The following is a 15,560-nucleotide window of genomic DNA, read 5'->3' on the forward strand; positions in this document are numbered from 1 at the left end:
TCTCCCAACCGCGCCATCCCGTCCTCGGCGAACCGTGCCCTCCAGTTCGCCACCGATCCCGGCGATACCGACAACGCCTGCGCGATAGCCGTGTTGGCCATGCCCTCGGCCGCCATCAACAACGCCTTGGCCCGCACCACCTCCCGATGCGCACCCGACTGCGAGCGCGCCAACGACTCGAGCACAACGCGCTGCCCATCGGAAATCTCCAAAGCGGGTACCGGATTCCTCATGTACGGATTCTATCGAATCGATCAAGAATTATTTGCGAGACACACCACTAGCTGTCGCAATAGCCATGTATCGTCGTTCAATCGGCCGTCGCGGGGGCGTCATGAAAGTTCTAAATACCGGGTTAGGCAATGCAATTGATGTGTGGACAGCGATAGGATGTTGGGGGTCCTTGCTTTCCGATGCCGAGCGGCGGGCCGTGACCGCGCCGTTCGATCGGACGGCAGCGAGTGGGGCGGTGAGTCGAAGAATGAGATTCTTCGTAGCATTTCGGCTGAAACTGCCCTTCGGCATGCACTCGTCCCAAATCGGTACAGTTTCTCCGTTTTTCCGGTTTCAGAGTTGAGGCGGCGCCGACAAGGTTCGGGCGACCGGCATCACCACCTGTACGGCCCCCGTGACCGCATCCAGCGCTCTTCGCGCACCGGTCGCCGTGGTTCTCGATGTCGTCGAGGGTGTCGCTGGTGTCCGCGAGATGAGCGTGGCCGGTAGCGCCAGTGGACCGCAGGCGCCCGCACCGAGGACTGATGTGCGGGCGGCGGGTCCGACGATCGAGAGCTGGCACCCTAGCGTCGAGGCGCCCGTAGCGCGGAGGCGCGTGCGATTGCCTTCGTCGCCAGTGCCAGGGGGTCCTCACCGCAGAGTGCGTGCGTCGGCAGGTAGCCGTGGTCGAGTAGCAGGGATCCAAGAGCCTCGAATAGTGTTGCCATGCCCTCGATCACGACGCTGCCGATGAGCGGGTACCGGGTGCCTGCGGGCGTCGATGCCGGGAGCGGGTCCACTGTGATTGCCTTGCTCAGCTCCCGCACCGTGTTGATGTATATGTTCGCGAGGTCGGCGAAGGGGAGTGCGACGGGCAGAGCGCCGGCCGCTTGGGCCTCCAGCATGATCATCATCGACCGGGACAGTTTCTCGAGTAGGTCACCCGTCGAGGTCAGTGTGAACGCGTAGTAGTCACGATCTGCGGCGCTGTCAGGCATCGACTGGCGAACGCGATCGGCCAGGTCGCGCGCCTCCTGCTCGAGCCGTTCGTCGGTATACCGAAGTTGATTGTTCTCGGACGCGGCACCGTCCAGGGCGGACAGATATGCGAGGGCCACGTCCTCGTCGAAGATGAGGCGGTGTTTCGCCAGTGCTGTGATGAAGGCCCGTACCTGCGGCGTGCCGGGACCGGGGTGGTGCTGGCCGGCGAAGGTGACCGCCGTGACACCGATTTGAATGATGTCACCCGATCGGAGCCGTCTCCGTCCGGCCAGTCGTTCGCCGTTGACGAAGGTGCCGTTGCGGGACAATCCGTCGTCGATGACCGACCAGTGTGTGCCTATCCACTCGATGGCCGCGTGCAGCCGGGACACCGTACGATCCCACGTCAACGCCAGGTCGGATCGGTGAGAGCGCCCTACCGTCACCCGCCGGACGTCGGCGGACAATGTCAGCTGACGGTCACACCCCTCCCCGTCGGTGTAGCAGAGGCGGGCTCCATCAATGCGGTTCATCACTACTGCGCTCGGCCGTGGATGAGTCCGGCCGCTTCATGTCCTTTACGCATGTCCGGTATGCCCGGTCATTCCGTGGTCGAAGTGTCGCTGCCTCATGTGCTGAAAGTGGTGGGGGTGGGCGACCTCCCGGGCACGAGCGGCCATGCCGTCACGGAGCGCGGGTGTGGTGAGGAGCCGCAGTATCGCCTGGGTCATCCCGTGCACGTCCCCGCGCCGGTAGACCAGTCCCGCGCTGGTGGGTACGACCAGCCCTACGGTGTCCGGATGCTCGGGGGTGACCACCGCCCGGCCGGCGGCGAGTACTTCCAGCAGTCTCATCGCGCCCGAAGTGGTGCTGGGCACCACGAGATCGGCGGCGGCGAGTAATTCCGGCCAGCGTTGCCCGGATGAGTCCTCGACCAGGTGCATCCCGTTCCCGCCGTCGTGGGGGATGGCCCGCCGCATGGCGCCGCACCTCGATCCAGTCCCGACGAGGACGAGTTGCGCCTCACATTGCCGCCGGACCACGGTGAATGCGGCGGCCAGCTGCTCGGCGTGCTCCAGGTCGTCGAACGGGCCGACCGCGACGACGGTCGGGAGGTCCGCGAGCCCGACCAGCGCCCGCGCGGCCTTCGGATCCAGCGGCGAGGACCGTCGCTGTATTCCCGGTGGGACGGTGGTGACCGGTCCCCGAGGTGTGTGGCCACCGATGACCGCGGTCAGCTCCGCGGTCGCTGCAGTGACGCCGGCGGCGGTGACAACACGGGCCGGGTCGGGCGGGCGGTCTTCTCGCTGGATGCCGGCCTCGGTGGTTGTGGGATCGGGTTGCGTGGTGGTCATTGCCCTGCCTCCTGTGGTGGGGTCGAACCCGGCCGGGTTCGGTGCGCCGGGCACGGGTGGTCACTGCTCGGCTCTGTCATTCCTCGCGGCACCGCGGCACCGCGGCACCGCGGCACCGCGGCACCGCGGGACCGCGGCGCGCGGAACGTCGGGGTCCGCCTCGGTATTCACCGGTCGGTGACGGCTCGCAGTACGGATTGGCCGGGGCTGCGGTGCCGAAGCCGAGACCCGTTCCCGTGAGGGGCCGACGGAGAATCATGTGTCGGCGGGTTGAGGGTGAGGAGGGCGAATCCGGCGGCGGTGCCTGCGCCGGCACCGAGGGCGACCGCGGGGTGGAACGAGCCACCGGAGATGGCGCCGACCGCGAACGCACTCGCCACCACGGTGAACCCAATCGCCAGACCGGAGAACGAGTGGTCCGGCTGGGTGCGGGTGGCTACTTCGAGCACGAGGCAGCAGAGGACGAAGATGAACACCAGTTCCACCACCGACCCGGCCGCCGGGGTGTGACCGGTCATGGTCATCGCCGCCACCGCGAGCAACCCGGCGCCGAGCTGTGCGATCCAGTAACCGGCGGCATCACGCAGGCCGATGCGGTGGCGCGCCAGCGCCACCATCGTCGCGGCGGGATTGCACTGGCCTGCGGAACGGTGCCCCCCGGTGTAGATCATCACCATCAGGACCGCCCCGAGGGCGAGTGGGGGAAGCGGGCTGCCGCTGCCTTCGGCGGCGCCGACGGCGAACACCAGGAAGAACGTGCCGATCGACTCGACCGCATACCCGATACTCGGCCGTGGGGCGGGGGCCGCGGTGGCCTCTTCGCCGGTGATGGCCTCGGTGGACTGTCGGGATGGGATCATGTCCGCACTCCTGCAATTGCTTTTCAGGGACTTCCAGAATCGCCGTACGGGGGGCCGATGTCGTCACCGCTGATGCCCATCTGCGCTACCGGTCAGCCCCACCCCTCGTGTACCTGCCAGCTGCAACCGCCCCGGTCCACGCGACCGGTACCGGCATGGTGCGCAGCGTCCGCTGGGCCGCCGAGCCCCGAGCGGCCGGAACGTCTCGCACCCGTGGCACCCGGGTCTTCTCGCCGGGATCGGCCTATTCGGTCCAGCTCGAGTTCTGGATTACCTCGACGAAATCGATGTGGCGGTAGCCCGGAACGAAGTGCTCGAGAACATCGGCGTTGACGGTGCCGAAGGTGCTGTCCGGGCGATGCTGGAAGCCGTCGGTGAAGGCCCGAAGGATCTCCCGTTTGAAGTTGGGCCGCGGGTGCACCCGAGTGACCTCCGCGATGAGTTCCTCGGGCAGGTCGTCTCGTCCGATTCCGAGGACGTCGGTCTCCACTCCCGCTGTGACCAGCGCAATCTCCGGCTCGAGCCGGTACGGCACCTCCGGGGTGGTGTGCAGTGCGATCGCCTCCCACACCGTGCGGACGTCGGCTGCGTCGATGCCGTGCGCGGTGAGGAACCGCTCCGCTTCGTCGGCGCCGTCGAGTTCGAATCGCTGGGTGTCGCCGCGGAACTTCTCCGTCAGGCCGAGATCGTGGAACATCGCGCCCACGTAGAGCAGTTCGGGATCGGCTGTCCGCCCGAGCCGCCGACCCTGGAGCGATCCAAACAGGAAGACGCGCCGCGAATGGTGAAAGAGCAGCGGCGGGGCCGCTTCCCGCACCAGTTCGGTAGCTTCGTTCGCCAGGGGCGAATCGGGAATTACGACGCCGGCGATAACTTCAGTCATGACGACCTCCTGGGTTTGTTGGTCACACAGTTCTTCTGGTTTTTGCGTCGACGAGCGCCGCCGGTTCCCGGCCACACCCTCCACCGATCTAGAGGCCCCACCGTTCCCTGGTGGAGTGATCGCAGAACGTGACGCGGATCTGGCACGATCCTCGGGACTCAGCGGCCGCGTATCGAACATGCTGCGGCGCGCCCGAGGCGGGGTTTTATCCGGCATACCGCGGCGGGTAAACTCGGAAACGGCTACATCTTCGTAGACGCATGAGGCCGAGGATCATGAGCAGCGGTGACGAGTTCCATCCAGACTTGCAGGCGAGCAGCGACGAGTACGTCGATTCGTCGCTCCGTACGCGGGTACACCACATCAAAGCTTCCGAGCTGAGCTCCGAGACGGCCCAGACCGCGGGCATGCAGAGATTCGCCGCGATCACTGGAAGCTCGGTCGGGTCGGAGAAGATCTGGATGGGGGAGACCGTGGTGTCGCCGGAGACGATGTCGGACAACCACCATCATGGCGAGTCCGAAACGGCGATCTTCGTGCGGAGCGGACACCCGCAGTTCGTGTTCCACGACGTCGCCGGCGAAGTGCGGATCGCCACGAGCCCCGGCGACTACATCTTCGTCCCGCCGTACGTTCCGCATCGCGAAGAGAATCCGGACTCCGACACTCCCGCGGTGATCGTGATCGCACGCAGCACTCAAGAGGCCATTGTGGTAAATCTTCCTCAGCTGTACGCACTTTCGGAATCGTAGTCCGCGAACCACCTACCGGTGGGTTCGATTCCCTGACCCTTCTTGGGTGGCCACCGGTGCCCCTCAGATCTTCCGGTTCTCGGATTTGAGCATCCACGCGGCCTTCTCCAGGTCGTTGACGATGCTGTGCAATAGGTCGGCGCTGGAGGGATCGGCGGCGTCGACCTCGTCGTGGACCGAGCGGATGGTGTCGACTGCGGCGTAGATTCGGGAGGTGACGAGGTCGACCGTGTCGGTGGTGCTGAGGTCGGCCGGGGGTAGGGCGGGCAGCGTCGTGGACGCTGTGACGGTGTCGGATCGTCCGTCGGGGACCGCGTCGAGGGCGCGCATGCGTTCGGCGATGGTGTCGCTTGCTTCGCGTGCGGTGCCGACGATGTCGTCGAGTTGGAGGTGCAGGTCGCGGAAGTTGGTGCCGACGAGATTCCAGTGGGCCTGCTTGCCCTGCAGGTGCAGTTCGATGAGATCGACGAGGATTCTCTGCAGGTTGTGCGGCAGGCTGGGCGGGGCACTGAACTCTCGCACCTCAGTGTCGGGCCGGCGGTGTGATGTGGTCATGACGTTTCCTTTCTGGGTGCAGGCTGTCTGCTACGGCGGTGCACCATGTTTTTGGTTGACATGTGCGCCGCGCGTGATTCGTGGGCACTGGTGTTCTGGCGCGGCTCGGTACGATCGCGTTGCGCGCCAGGGCTTGTGGTGGGGGTAGTGCCTTGCTCGGTGGATCGGCTTTCGGGCGGCGGGTCAGCTGTGGTGACGACGCCGATCCGTTGTCGGTCCGATCGGGGCTATTTTCCGCGGACGCCCTTCTCGACCTGGTCGCCGAGATCCTTGTCGACGTTGCGCCAGTACTCGAAGGCGCGGTGCAGGACCGGCTCGGTGACGCCGTCCTGGAGGTGGCCGACGATGTTGTTCACCAGCCGCTCTCGCTCGGCGTCGTCGAAGACGTCGCGGACGAGGGTGCCGGCTTGTCCCCAGTCGTCGTCCTCGGTTCGGAGGGTGTAGGCGGTGCGCACCATGTCGCCGTCGGTGTGCCAGCCGGCGGGTTCGCCGTAACGCGCGGTGTCGGCTTTCGGTCCGCCCTTGGAGTTCGGCGCATACACCGGGTCCGAGACGGTGTGGTACCGCATCGCGCCGTCCTTGCTGTAACTGTGTACCGGCGTGGTGGGTGCATTCACCGGCAGTTGGTTGTAGTTCGCGCCGATCCGGGCGCGGTGCGCGTCGGGGTAGGCGAACATCCGGCCCAGCAGCATCTTGTCCGGGCTCGCCCCGATGCCGGGTACGAGGTTGCTGGGCTCGACGGCCAACTGCTCGATCTGGGAGTGGTAATCGGTTGGGTTTCTGTCGAGGGTCATCCGGCCGACGTCGATGAGCGGGTAGTCGGTGTGCGGCCACACCTTGGTCAGGTCGAACGGGTTGAACCGGTAGGTCTTGGCGTCCTCGAATGGCATGATCTGCACCTTCAGCCGCCAGCGGGGGTGGTCGCCCCGCTCGATCGCTTCGAACAGGTCGCGGGTGTGGTAGTCCCCGTCCGTGGAGGCCAGTGTGTCGGCCTCGGCCTGCGTGAGGCACTCGATGCCCTGGTCGCTGATGAAGTGGTATTTCACCCAGAACCTCTCGCCCGCCGCGTTGACCCACATGTAGGTGTGGCTGGAGTACCCGTTCATGTGCCGCCAGGTGCGGGGAATTCCGCGGTCACCCATCAGCCAGGTCACCTGGTGCGCCGACTCGGGCGAGAGGGTCCAGAAGTCCCATTGCATGTCGTGGTCGCGCAGGTTGTTGTCGGCGCGGCGCTTCTGGGAGCGGATGAAGTGCTGGAATTTCAGCGGGTCGCGAAGGAAGAACACCGGGGTGTTGTTGCCGACCATGTCGTAATTACCGTCGTTGGTGTAGAACTTGAGGGCGAAGCCGCGCGGGTCACGCCAGGTGTCGGGGCTGCCGCGCTCGCCGGCCACCGTGGAGAACCTGATCACCAGGTCGGTGGTGACGCCCGGCTGGAACAGTGCGGCCTTGGTGTAGGCGCTGACGTCGTGGGTCACCTCGAAGCGGCCGAAGGCGCCGCTGCCCTTGGCATGTGGTTGGCGCTCCGGGACGCGTTCGCGGTTGAACTGCGCGATCTGCTCGATCAGGTAGTGATCGTGCAGCAGGATCGGTCCGTCCGGGCCGACGGTGAGCGAGTGCTCGTCGCTCTCCACCGGGATGCCGGCATCCGTTGTCGTCGGTGTGAACTCGGTGTTGGTCATTATCGTGCCTCTCGGCTGGTTGTGGAACGGGAACTTGGGATGGGACGCTGTCGCGGGGCGGTCATCGGTCGTCGGGGTTGATGGCGAGGAAGGCGGCGCCGGCGGCGGCGCCGGCGACGAGTTGGGCTGCCAGGTACACCCACAGGGTCGGCCAGGCGAACAGTCCCATTACCGCTGCGCCGACCGTGACCGCCGGGTTGAACGCCCCACCGGAGATTCCGCCGACCGCGAATGCCCCTGCCACGACGGTGAATCCGATCGCCAGCCCGTAGAAGGAGTTGTCCGGGTGGCTCTTGCTGGTGGCGACGTTGAGCATCACGTAGCACAGGGCGAAGGTGAACAACAGCTCTACTACGAACGCGGCCACCAGGGTGTGACCGGACAGGTGCAGCGTCGCCGAGAGGGTGGGCTGCGCCGGATCGACGACCTCGCGGACCGCCACCGCGGCGAGCAGCCCGGCCACGAGTTGGGCGACCCAGTATCCGGCGGCGTCATGGACGCCGATTCGGTGGCGTACCAGCACGGCCAATGTCACGGCCGGGTTGTAGTGCCCACCGGAGACGTGGCCCCCGGCGTAGATCATCACCATCAGGGCCGCACCGATTGCCAACGGGGCGAACGGGCTGCCGCTGCCGGCGGCCGTCCCCACCGTGAACACCAGAAAGAACGTTCCGATCAGCTCGACCGTGTATGCCGATAGTGCCCGGCGGGCGGCGCTCGCCCCGCCGTCCCCCGATGCGGCACGGGCGGGGACTTCGCTGGTTTCTTGGGATGTGACCACGTCAAGGCTCCTCGAATTACTCTGCGGGACTATCAGAATCGACTGTCAGTGAATCGTTGCCGTGCCCGGCGTGTCTGCCGGTTACCACCCGAGGTGATCACAGAAGGCCCCATGTCAGTGACCGAAGTACGGACGGCCGGGTTCAGAAGGTCCGGACGGCCAGGGCCAGGCCCACGGGAAGCCGGTGCCCGCCACATCCGTGACAGGTCCGGTAGAGCCGGGGACGACTCGGGCCGCCGGCACCGCCCCGCCGTTGAGCGTTGGCACGGCGGCGGCGGTGCCGGCGCCGAGGACGGTCAAAGCTGCGAGTGCGGCCGCGGCAACCGCCGCGCGGACAGTGGTCCTCTTCATCGTTCTCACCTTTCCTATCCCGAATTGCGCGGCCTGCTGCCGAGCGTGTGATGGTGGGTGTGTCACTGAGCGAGGTCGGCTGAGGTCCGATCGATCAATTGAGTCAATCGTTCGCCACACCGGGCGCGACGTCTGCACCGCCAGCAGGACACCTCGGGTGCAGCTAGCAGGAATCACGATCTTCCAGGTAGCGGCGATCACGCGGCCGGTCGGTGTGGGAGAGGCTGTGGTGGTGTGACCGGCGGAGACCGCCGCCCAGAATTCGATACGACAGCGACACAGGAGGCCGCGATGGACATCGCCGTGTTGGGCATGGGACGGATGGGGCGTGCGCTCGCGGGGAGGCTGGTCGAGGGCGGACACCGGGTGACGGTGTGGAACCGGTCGGCGGGCAAGGCCGGAGAGATCGTGTCCGCCGGCGCCAGACAAGCGCAGACCATTGCCGAAGCGGTGGACCGTGTCGATGTGGTGGTCACCATGCTGGCCGACGACGCCGCAATCAGGGCCGTGGCGTTCGGGGAGCTTCGGTCGTCGATCGGTGCGCAGACCATCTATGTCGACTGCTCGACGGTGTCACGAAGGCTCAGTGGGGAACTCGCCGAGGTGTTCTCCGCTCGGTTCCTCGCCATGCCCGTTGTCGGTGGCCCCGCCGCGGTGAGGGCGGGGCAGGCGACCTTCCTCGTCGGCGGCGACGCCGGCGTCGTGGACCGTATGGGCCCGGTGATCTCGTCGCTGACCGACAACGTCCGGCGATACGACACGGCGCCGTTGGCCGTCACTGCCAAGTTGGCGACCAACCTCTTGCTGCTCTCGGAGGTGGTCGCCCTGGCCGAGTCGTTCGCCGTGGGGCGTTCGGGAGGCCTGCGGGACGACCAGCTGCGGGAGCTGCTCGGCACCAGCCCCCTGATGGCGCCCGGGCTGAAGAATCGGTTCGAGGGTGTGCTGACCGGCTCACAGGACGGGTGGTGGACCACGGTGCTCGGCGCCAAGGACGCCGGCTTGGCGCTCGACATCGCCCGCGACGCCGGCCTCGAGCTTCCGGCGGCCGCGGTGGTGCGGCACCTCTACGACACGGCGGCATCGTCCGGGCTGGGGGGCGCCGACATCGCCGCCGTCACCGAGCTCTACCGCGGCCCGGCACCCACCACTGCGCCCCAGGGGCGCTGAGCCAAGCGATTCGGTCCCGTTGGGGCTGCGCGCGGAAGAAGGAGTGGCACATGCTGTTTCGGCAGTTGGAGTACTTTGTGGCGGTGGCGCGCGAGAGACACTTCGCGCGCGCGGCGGACGCCTGTTATGTGTCGCAACCCGCGCTCTCGGCGTCGGTCGCGAAGCTGGAGCGGGAGCTGAACGTCACCCTGATCAACCGGGCACACGACTATCAGGGCCTGACCCCGGAGGGCGAACGACTCGTGGGGTGGGCCAAGCGGATCCTCGCCGAGCAAGAGGCGTTCAAGGCCGAGGTGGCCGCTGTGCAGTCGGGTATCGCGGGGCGGCTGCGGCTGGGCACCGAACCCACGGCCTCGACGACCTTGTCGCTTCCCGTGGCCGCGTTCTGTTCGGCGCATCCGCGGGCCACGGTGCTGGTCGACTCCCGGGTGTCGACGACGGAGTTGCGTCGCCGGTTGCTCGACTTCGACCTCGACGCTGCGATCGCTCATTTCGCTCCCGAGGACCGGGCGGGCTTGCAGGTGGTGCCGCTGTATCAGGAGAGGTACGTCGTGCTGGCCTCCGCTGACCAGCCGATGCCCGAGGGCCCCGACATGACCTGGGCGGAGGCGGCGCAGCTACCGCTGGCGTTGCTGACGCCCGACATGCGGATTCGTCAGGTCATCGACCGCGCCTTCGCGGAAGCCGGCGTCGTGGTGGCCCCGCAGGTGGAGACGGACTCGGTCGCCTCCCTCTATGCGCACGTGGGCCTCGGCGACTGGGCGAGCATCGTGCCCCACACCTGGTTGCGGGCCATGCCGGTGATCGGCAGGACCAGAGCCGTCCGCCTGGTCGCCCCGGACGCTCGGGCGCAGATCTCGGTGGCGACCCACGCGGCCACGCCCGGTTCGGTGACGGCCCGGGCGTTCGTGACCGCATCACAGGGCCTGTCGCTGGACGAGTTCTTCGACCAGCCACTGCCGACTGAGTCCCTCGTCGGGTGACACTCCTTGCGTCAGTGTGCGAACTGGTCCTGCACGGCTCGCCGGTCGAGTCCGCCCTTTGCAGTGTGAGGCAGAGCAGTAACCACCTCGACACGGTCGGGTATTTCGAAGGGGGCGAGCAGAGTGCGGCAGTGCCGCAGAATCTCCTCCGCCCCGACGCCCCCTCGGGGTGCGACCACGGCGGCACCGACGCGTTCCCCGTAGGTGGCGTCGGGTATGGCGAACACGGCCGCCTCGGTGACACCGCTACACCCGGCGAGAGTGGCCTCGACGTGCTCGGGCGAAATCTTCTCGCCACCGCGGTTGACGAGGTTCTTGATGCGCCCGGTCACAAACAGGTACCCGTCCTCGTCCAGTGAGCCCAGGTCACCCGTGCGAAACCACCCGTCGACGAAACTGTGCGCGGTCTCGGTAGGGTCGGCGAGATACCCGCGGGCGACCGTCGGACCGTGCACCCACACCTCGCCCACGGTGCCCGCTGGGCACCTCTGCCCGCCGGGGTCGACGACGCGAAGATCCACCCCGGTTGCCCGGCCCACCGATCCGAGCTTCGCGAGCCCGCGCCGGGGCAGCGGCTCGCTGGTCGCCTGGTGCGTGGTTTCGGTCATCCCGTAGGCCGACAGCACTGGCGCTCCGAACGTGCGCCCCATCGCCTGCGCCGTGGCGGTATTGAGCGGGGCGCTGCAGCTGCGCACGAACCTCAACGGCACGGCCTGTGGGCCCGGGTATTCGCGCGCCGACCGCTGCACAAGGATCTCATGGATGGTGGGAACCGCGGTGAACCACGTGGCGGCTGCGGCCTGCATGTCGTCCCAGAACGTGTGCGCCGAGAACCGTCCCCGCTCCGGTAGCAGCACGCATCCTCCGCTGGCCAGGGAGGCCAGCAGCACCGCGAGCAAACCGTGACCGTGGAACAACGGCATGACTGCGACCGTCGCGTCCTCTGGGCCGAGCTCGTAGTTCGCGCAGATGCCCCGCACGGAGGCCGCCACGTTGGTGTGCGTCAGCGGGACCATTTTGGCCCGGTTGGTGCTGCCCGAGGTGAACAGGACGAGGGCGTCGTGGTCCGAGAGTTCGGATGCCGTCCCCGGAGGGTGTGGCACGACACCCGAGCCGGTTTCGAGGGTGGCGGTCGCGTTGCCGCCGACGGGGATGTTCACACGGAGTTCCCAGGTGGGGATGTCGAACTGTGCGACCGGAGCGGCGTCGACCGCGGGTGGGCCGGTGAGGATTGCCTGTGCCCCCAGCCCCTCGAGCCGGGCGGACATCTGTGGGCGGGGAAGTGTGGGGTCCATCGGAGCGAGCACCAGCCCCGCGCGGGCGGCCCCCAGGAGCGCGACGACGAACTCGGCAGTGTTGGCGCAGACAAGGCCAACCGCCTCTCCGCGGCGCAGCCCTGTGCTGCCCAGATGTGCGGCCATGTCGTCGACCACGGCGGCGAGGGCACCATAGGACACGGGTATCCGATCGCCGGTGACCACCAGCGCCCGCGCGTCCGGACGATCACGCACGTACTGATCGAGCACATCGAACAGTCCCGAAATCGCCGGGCGCCGATACCGATTCGACTCGCCAACGGATCCACCGGACGGATCGGCCATGACAACCACCTCCTTGCATACTTTCACTGCAGTCACTACCTGTGAGCGTGTAGCAGCGCGGTGGGCACGTCCAATACCTGCTGGCGAACGTTCGATAACCGGAATTTATCGACGGCTGCCGCCTCGCCACCCACAACTACTGGGCCTGGATGTGGGCGGGTATGGACACATTCCGGCTGGCCGGAGGAGCGAATGGGTGTCAGCCGTGACGACACGGGGGCGCCGAAACGAGATTCTGCTGTCAGGGCACTCACGACGACCGGAACGCCGAGGACTGCCATCACCCATCGACAGAACGGACAGACGAGCATGACCAAGACAGCGGGATGTGCCGGCGTGCCCACCAATGCTGCGTCGCAACCGATCGGTGCACACGTAACGGCAACCACACAGGACGTCGAAGCCGAAACGACCGAGAACGGCCTCCACCGTCGCGACGTGCTGCTCGTAGCGTTGACAGTCGCGTCGGGAGCGGTCGACGCCATCAGCTATTTCGGCTTGGGAAAGATATTCTCGGCGTTCATGACCGGGAACATGGTGTTCCTGGGGTTCGGAATAGCGAACCTCGAGGGACCCTGCGTGCCTGTCGTTCTCGCGCTGTCGATCTACGCTGCGGGGGCCTATCTGGGCTGGCGGATCACGACTTGGCGCTCCCCGGAATCTGGTGTGTGGCCCCGACGTATGTCGGTGTTGTTAGCCCTGGTGGCGATCGCCGAGGCAGGGTTCCTCACCGTGTGGGTTGCCACGGCCGGGCAACCGTCGACTGCCATCACCGATGTTCTCATCGTCCTGTTCTCGCTGGCTATGGGGATCCAGACCGCAGCGGTCCGATCTCTCGGCGTCCAGGGGGTGTTCACGACAGCCGGGACCTTCACGTTGGTCGCGTTCGCCGAGACTCTCGCAGGATCGCGGCCGAGGTCCGAGATTCCGCGCCTGGTCGGCGTGCTCGTGGGGTTGGTCGCAGGCGCGATAGGGGGAGGGCTGCTGGTCGTGCACGCGCGCAGCTACGCCCCTGTACTGCCGCTGGTGATCACTGTCCTGGTGATCGTGGCGGGGCGGGCTGCCATCCAGGCGTCGTCGCGACGCTCGGCTCGCCGCACGGAACATCGCCGGCAGGAGCGGGTTGTTCTGGGACAACCCGGCCGCGATTCGAGCTGAACAGGACTGACTTGATGATCGCGGCGGCCAGTTTTGCGTCATACTTGTTCATAGGGCTCTGCCGTCGTGACGGGACCGTCGAGACCCCCCCAGCTTTCGCTTGGAACCACGAGGAGTGGAGGGTCGCCCTTCATCGCTTCGAGAGGTGAGTGCATGGGTGCGCGATTGCGAACATCGAGTACCGGGCTTTGAGGTCGCCGATGGCCGAGTTGGATCCACCGGACTTTCGGGGTAATCCCGCGCCACTGATCGCGGCGGATCTGGCTGCGGCCGGGTTCGACGATGCTCACGAGGTCGGGCGGGGCGGCTTCGGAACCGTCTACCGGTGCCGGCAGCGCTCACTCGTTTTTCAGGTCGGCGTCACCGAGTCGGGTCTGCCCTACATCGTGATGCAATATCACCCGCACGATTCCCTGGCCGCATTGATCCGCACAGCGGGCCCACTGCGGTGGCAGGACACCCTGCACCTGGGGGTCAAGATGGCCGGCGCTCTCGAAACGGCGCACCGCCTCGCCACTCTCCACCGCGATATCAAGCCCGCGAATATCCTGCTCACCGACTATGGCGATCCGCAGCTCACCGACTTCGGGATTGCCCGAATCGCCGGGGGCTTCGAGACCACCACCGGTGTCATCACGGGTTCACCCGCGTTCACCGCACCCGAGGTACTCGAGGGCCGGGCCCCGACGCCGGCGTCGGATGTCTACAGTCTCGGCGCCACGCTGTTTTGCGCCGTCACCGGGCACGCGGCCTTCGAGCGCCGCGTCGGTGAGCAGGTGGTCACCCAGTTCCTGCGCACCACCGACGCACCCCATCCGGATCTGGAGCGAAGACACCTTCCCGCCGACGTTCGGTCCGCCATCGAGCATGCGATGGCGACCAGTCCTCGGGGGCGGCCCGGGACCGCCGCCGAACTCGGGGACGAGCTCAGACAAGCCCAGCGCCGTCACGGCCTGACCGTCGACGACATGGCCGTGCCCGCACGCATCGGCGCGGATCATGCCGACGGCGGGCAGCAGACTTCCCGGTTGGAAGGTGGTGAGAGTCCGGTGACCACTCAGCTGCGGGTGATTCTGGTCGACGACGACGTCCTGCTCCGCGAGGGCGTGGCCAGCCTGCTGACACGCTCGGGGTTCGACGTCGTGGGGCAGGCCGGCGACGCCGTCCAACTCCTCGACCTGGTCCGCGCCACGGCGGCGGACCTGGTGGTGGTCGACGTGCGGATGCCGCCGACGCATACCACCGAGGGGCTGGACGCGGCCCGGGTGGTCCGTGAGGAGTTCCCCGAGGTCGGCATCCTGGTCCTGTCAGCGCACGCCGACGTCGAGAATGCGATGGAACTGCTGGCCAGTGGCCGCGGGATCGGTTACCTCCTCAAGAGCCGGGTCACCGACGTGGAGGATTTCGTCGACACCCTGCAGCGAATTGCCAAGGGGGCATCGGTGGTCGACCCGGCACTGGTGCAGGAGTTGGTCTCCGCCCAACGGCGCGACGATCCGCTGGCCGTGCTCAGCGTGCGGGAGCGGGAGGTGCTGGCGTTGATGGCGGAGGGACGTTCCAACGCGGGCATCGCCCGCCGTTTATGGGTCGCGGAGGGCACCGTCGAGAAGCATGTACGCAGCATTCTCACCAAGTTGAGCCTGCCGGGGACCGGTGACGATCACCGCCGGGTTCTGGCGGTGATCACCTTCCTGGAGGCCCGCTGACCGGCACGGCGGGATCGTCGTCGTCGCCGTCTCGGCTAGCGAGCAGGTCGTAGATGGCGCCGGCCGACAGGGCGGACTTGGACAGGAATCCCACCGCCGGGCTGGCGTCGATCAGGTCGGCGAGGTCCTGTTCGTCGTGGGTGGAGATCAGGATCACCGGTGACGGTGCACATCGCCCGTCGTGGTGAAGCTGCTCGGCGAGCGTGAAGCCGCTCTCCCCAGCGAGGTTCACATCGACCAGTGTGACGTCCGGTCGCAGTTCCTCGACACCCCGGAGCGCCTCGGCGCTCGTCGACGCCACGCCGACGACGGTGATCCCCTCCAGTTCGAGGAGATTCCGAGCGGCGTCACGGAAACCCGGGCTGTCATCGACGATGAAGCAGCGCAACAGCGTAATTCGCGGAACCATGATGTCAGTGTGCCCCAGCGCGCGACCGGTACACATCCCCGCTAGCGGGAATTCTGTGCGGCCACAGCGCAGCACCGAGGCATCCGGCCCCACCCGATCGGATCCGCCGCCGCCAGAGACCCC

At 67.1% G+C, this 15,560-nt stretch carries 16 protein-coding genes; 5 read left to right on the forward strand and 11 right to left on the reverse strand.

Features of this window, described 5'->3' with window-relative positions:
- From ACFWAY_RS40725 to ACFWAY_RS40745, 5 genes are all read right to left on the reverse strand, one after another.
- The coding region (locus tag ACFWAY_RS40725; RefSeq protein ID WP_378514528.1) for a transposase at nt 1-233 on the reverse strand (233 nt) is incomplete at its 3' end.
- Nucleotides 234-797: 564 nt separating this feature from the next.
- Nucleotides 798-1,727, reverse strand: a complete 930-nt coding sequence (locus ACFWAY_RS40730; protein WP_378514529.1) for an FHA domain-containing protein — start codon at nt 1,725-1,727, stop codon at nt 798-800.
- Nucleotides 1,728-1,772: 45 nt separating this feature from the next.
- Nucleotides 1,773-2,549, reverse strand: coding sequence for a glycosyltransferase family 4 protein (locus tag ACFWAY_RS40735; RefSeq protein ID WP_378514530.1), 777 nt, complete (start codon nt 2,547-2,549; stop codon nt 1,773-1,775).
- Between the two features lie 167 nt (nt 2,550-2,716).
- The gene (locus ACFWAY_RS40740) at nt 2,717-3,409 is read right to left on the reverse strand and encodes an aquaporin (protein WP_378514531.1); all 693 of its coding nucleotides are present in this window, start codon (nt 3,407-3,409) and stop codon (nt 2,717-2,719) included.
- A 244-nt stretch (nt 3,410-3,653) separates the two neighbouring features.
- Nucleotides 3,654-4,292 carry an HD domain-containing protein gene (locus ACFWAY_RS40745; protein WP_378514532.1) on the reverse strand — a complete coding sequence of 213 codons (639 nt, stop codon included), beginning with the start codon at nt 4,290-4,292 and terminating at the stop codon, nt 3,654-3,656.
- Nucleotides 4,293-4,567: 275 nt separating this feature from the next.
- Here ACFWAY_RS40745 and ACFWAY_RS40750 point away from each other — a divergent pair, with 275 nt between their 5' ends.
- Nucleotides 4,568-5,044, forward strand: coding sequence for a cupin domain-containing protein (locus ACFWAY_RS40750; RefSeq protein ID WP_378514533.1), 477 nt, complete (start codon nt 4,568-4,570; stop codon nt 5,042-5,044).
- A 63-nt stretch (nt 5,045-5,107) separates the two neighbouring features.
- Here the strand turns inward: ACFWAY_RS40750 and ACFWAY_RS40755 are convergent, their stop codons facing one another.
- The 4 genes from ACFWAY_RS40755 to ACFWAY_RS40770 form a co-directional block, all read right to left on the reverse strand.
- Nucleotides 5,108-5,599 carry a Dps family protein gene (locus ACFWAY_RS40755; RefSeq protein ID WP_378514534.1) on the reverse strand — a complete coding sequence of 164 codons (492 nt, stop codon included), beginning with the start codon at nt 5,597-5,599 and terminating at the stop codon, nt 5,108-5,110.
- A 227-nt stretch (nt 5,600-5,826) separates the two neighbouring features.
- Nucleotides 5,827-7,281, reverse strand: coding sequence for a catalase (locus ACFWAY_RS40760; protein WP_378514535.1), 1,455 nt, complete (start codon nt 7,279-7,281; stop codon nt 5,827-5,829).
- Between the two features lie 61 nt (nt 7,282-7,342).
- A complete protein-coding gene (locus tag ACFWAY_RS40765; RefSeq protein WP_378514556.1) occupies nt 7,343-7,960 on the reverse strand; it encodes an MIP/aquaporin family protein in 618 nt (205 codons plus the stop codon).
- Nucleotides 7,961-8,176: 216 nt separating this feature from the next.
- Nucleotides 8,177-8,413: a hypothetical protein gene (locus tag ACFWAY_RS40770; RefSeq protein WP_378514536.1), complete on the reverse strand. Its 237-nt coding sequence runs from the start codon at nt 8,411-8,413 to the stop codon at nt 8,177-8,179.
- A 234-nt stretch (nt 8,414-8,647) separates the two neighbouring features.
- Between ACFWAY_RS40770 and ACFWAY_RS40775 the strand changes: the two genes are divergently transcribed.
- Both ACFWAY_RS40775 and ACFWAY_RS40780 read left to right on the forward strand, forming a co-directional pair.
- Nucleotides 8,648-9,580 (forward strand): NAD(P)-dependent oxidoreductase, encoded by a 933-nt coding sequence (locus ACFWAY_RS40775; RefSeq protein ID WP_378514537.1) that lies wholly within the window; start codon nt 8,648-8,650, stop codon nt 9,578-9,580.
- Between the two features lie 50 nt (nt 9,581-9,630).
- Nucleotides 9,631-10,563, forward strand: coding sequence for a LysR family transcriptional regulator (locus ACFWAY_RS40780; RefSeq protein ID WP_378514538.1), 933 nt, complete (start codon nt 9,631-9,633; stop codon nt 10,561-10,563).
- An 11-nt stretch (nt 10,564-10,574) separates the two neighbouring features.
- On the opposite strand, the gene ACFWAY_RS40785 is transcribed toward ACFWAY_RS40780, so the two are convergent.
- Nucleotides 10,575-12,164 carry a FadD7 family fatty acid--CoA ligase gene (locus ACFWAY_RS40785; protein WP_378514539.1) on the reverse strand — a complete coding sequence of 530 codons (1,590 nt, stop codon included), beginning with the start codon at nt 12,162-12,164 and terminating at the stop codon, nt 10,575-10,577.
- 309 nt (nt 12,165-12,473) lie between these two features.
- Here ACFWAY_RS40785 and ACFWAY_RS40790 point away from each other — a divergent pair, with 309 nt between their 5' ends.
- Both ACFWAY_RS40790 and ACFWAY_RS40795 read left to right on the forward strand, forming a co-directional pair.
- Nucleotides 12,474-13,322, forward strand: a complete 849-nt coding sequence (locus ACFWAY_RS40790; RefSeq protein WP_378514540.1) for a YoaK family protein — start codon at nt 12,474-12,476, stop codon at nt 13,320-13,322.
- A gap of 200 nt (nt 13,323-13,522) precedes the next feature.
- On the forward strand, nt 13,523-15,028 hold the full coding sequence (locus ACFWAY_RS40795) for a protein kinase (RefSeq protein WP_378514541.1): 1,506 nt from the start codon (nt 13,523-13,525) through the stop codon (nt 15,026-15,028).
- Here the strand turns inward: ACFWAY_RS40795 and ACFWAY_RS40800 are convergent.
- The gene (locus ACFWAY_RS40800; RefSeq protein ID WP_378514542.1) at nt 15,006-15,437 is read right to left on the reverse strand and encodes a response regulator transcription factor; all 432 of its coding nucleotides are present in this window, start codon (nt 15,435-15,437) and stop codon (nt 15,006-15,008) included. The genes ACFWAY_RS40795 and ACFWAY_RS40800 overlap by 23 nt on opposite strands.
- Nucleotides 15,438-15,560: the final 123 nt, after the last annotated feature.

This window comes from Rhodococcus sp. NPDC059968, assembly GCF_042738615.1.
Lineage (GTDB): Bacteria > Actinomycetota > Actinomycetes > Mycobacteriales > Mycobacteriaceae > Rhodococcus_F.

Excerpts from the sequence above, each read along its gene's own strand:
- ACFWAY_RS40730 (WP_378514529.1), bottom strand. The coding sequence starts at position 1,727 with ATGAACCGCATTGATGGAGCCCGCCTCTGCTACACCGACGGGGAGGGG.
- ACFWAY_RS40735 (WP_378514530.1), bottom strand. The coding sequence starts at position 2,549 with ATGACCACCACGCAACCCGATCCCACAACCACCGAGGCCGGCATCCAG.
- ACFWAY_RS40740 (WP_378514531.1), bottom strand. The coding sequence starts at position 3,409 with ATGATCCCATCCCGACAGTCCACCGAGGCCATCACCGGCGAAGAGGCC.
- ACFWAY_RS40745 (WP_378514532.1), bottom strand. The coding sequence starts at position 4,292 with ATGACTGAAGTTATCGCCGGCGTCGTAATTCCCGATTCGCCCCTGGCG.
- ACFWAY_RS40750 (WP_378514533.1), top strand. The coding sequence starts at position 4,568 with ATGAGCAGCGGTGACGAGTTCCATCCAGACTTGCAGGCGAGCAGCGAC.
- ACFWAY_RS40755 (WP_378514534.1), bottom strand. The coding sequence starts at position 5,599 with ATGACCACATCACACCGCCGGCCCGACACTGAGGTGCGAGAGTTCAGT.
- ACFWAY_RS40760 (WP_378514535.1), bottom strand. The coding sequence starts at position 7,281 with ATGACCAACACCGAGTTCACACCGACGACAACGGATGCCGGCATCCCG.
- ACFWAY_RS40770 (WP_378514536.1), bottom strand. The coding sequence starts at position 8,413 with ATGAAGAGGACCACTGTCCGCGCGGCGGTTGCCGCGGCCGCACTCGCA.
- ACFWAY_RS40780 (WP_378514538.1), top strand. The coding sequence starts at position 9,631 with ATGCTGTTTCGGCAGTTGGAGTACTTTGTGGCGGTGGCGCGCGAGAGA.
- ACFWAY_RS40785 (WP_378514539.1), bottom strand. The coding sequence starts at position 12,164 with ATGGCCGATCCGTCCGGTGGATCCGTTGGCGAGTCGAATCGGTATCGG.
- ACFWAY_RS40790 (WP_378514540.1), top strand. The coding sequence starts at position 12,474 with ATGACCAAGACAGCGGGATGTGCCGGCGTGCCCACCAATGCTGCGTCG.
- ACFWAY_RS40795 (WP_378514541.1), top strand. The coding sequence starts at position 13,523 with ATGGCCGAGTTGGATCCACCGGACTTTCGGGGTAATCCCGCGCCACTG.
- ACFWAY_RS40800 (WP_378514542.1), bottom strand. The coding sequence starts at position 15,437 with ATGGTTCCGCGAATTACGCTGTTGCGCTGCTTCATCGTCGATGACAGC.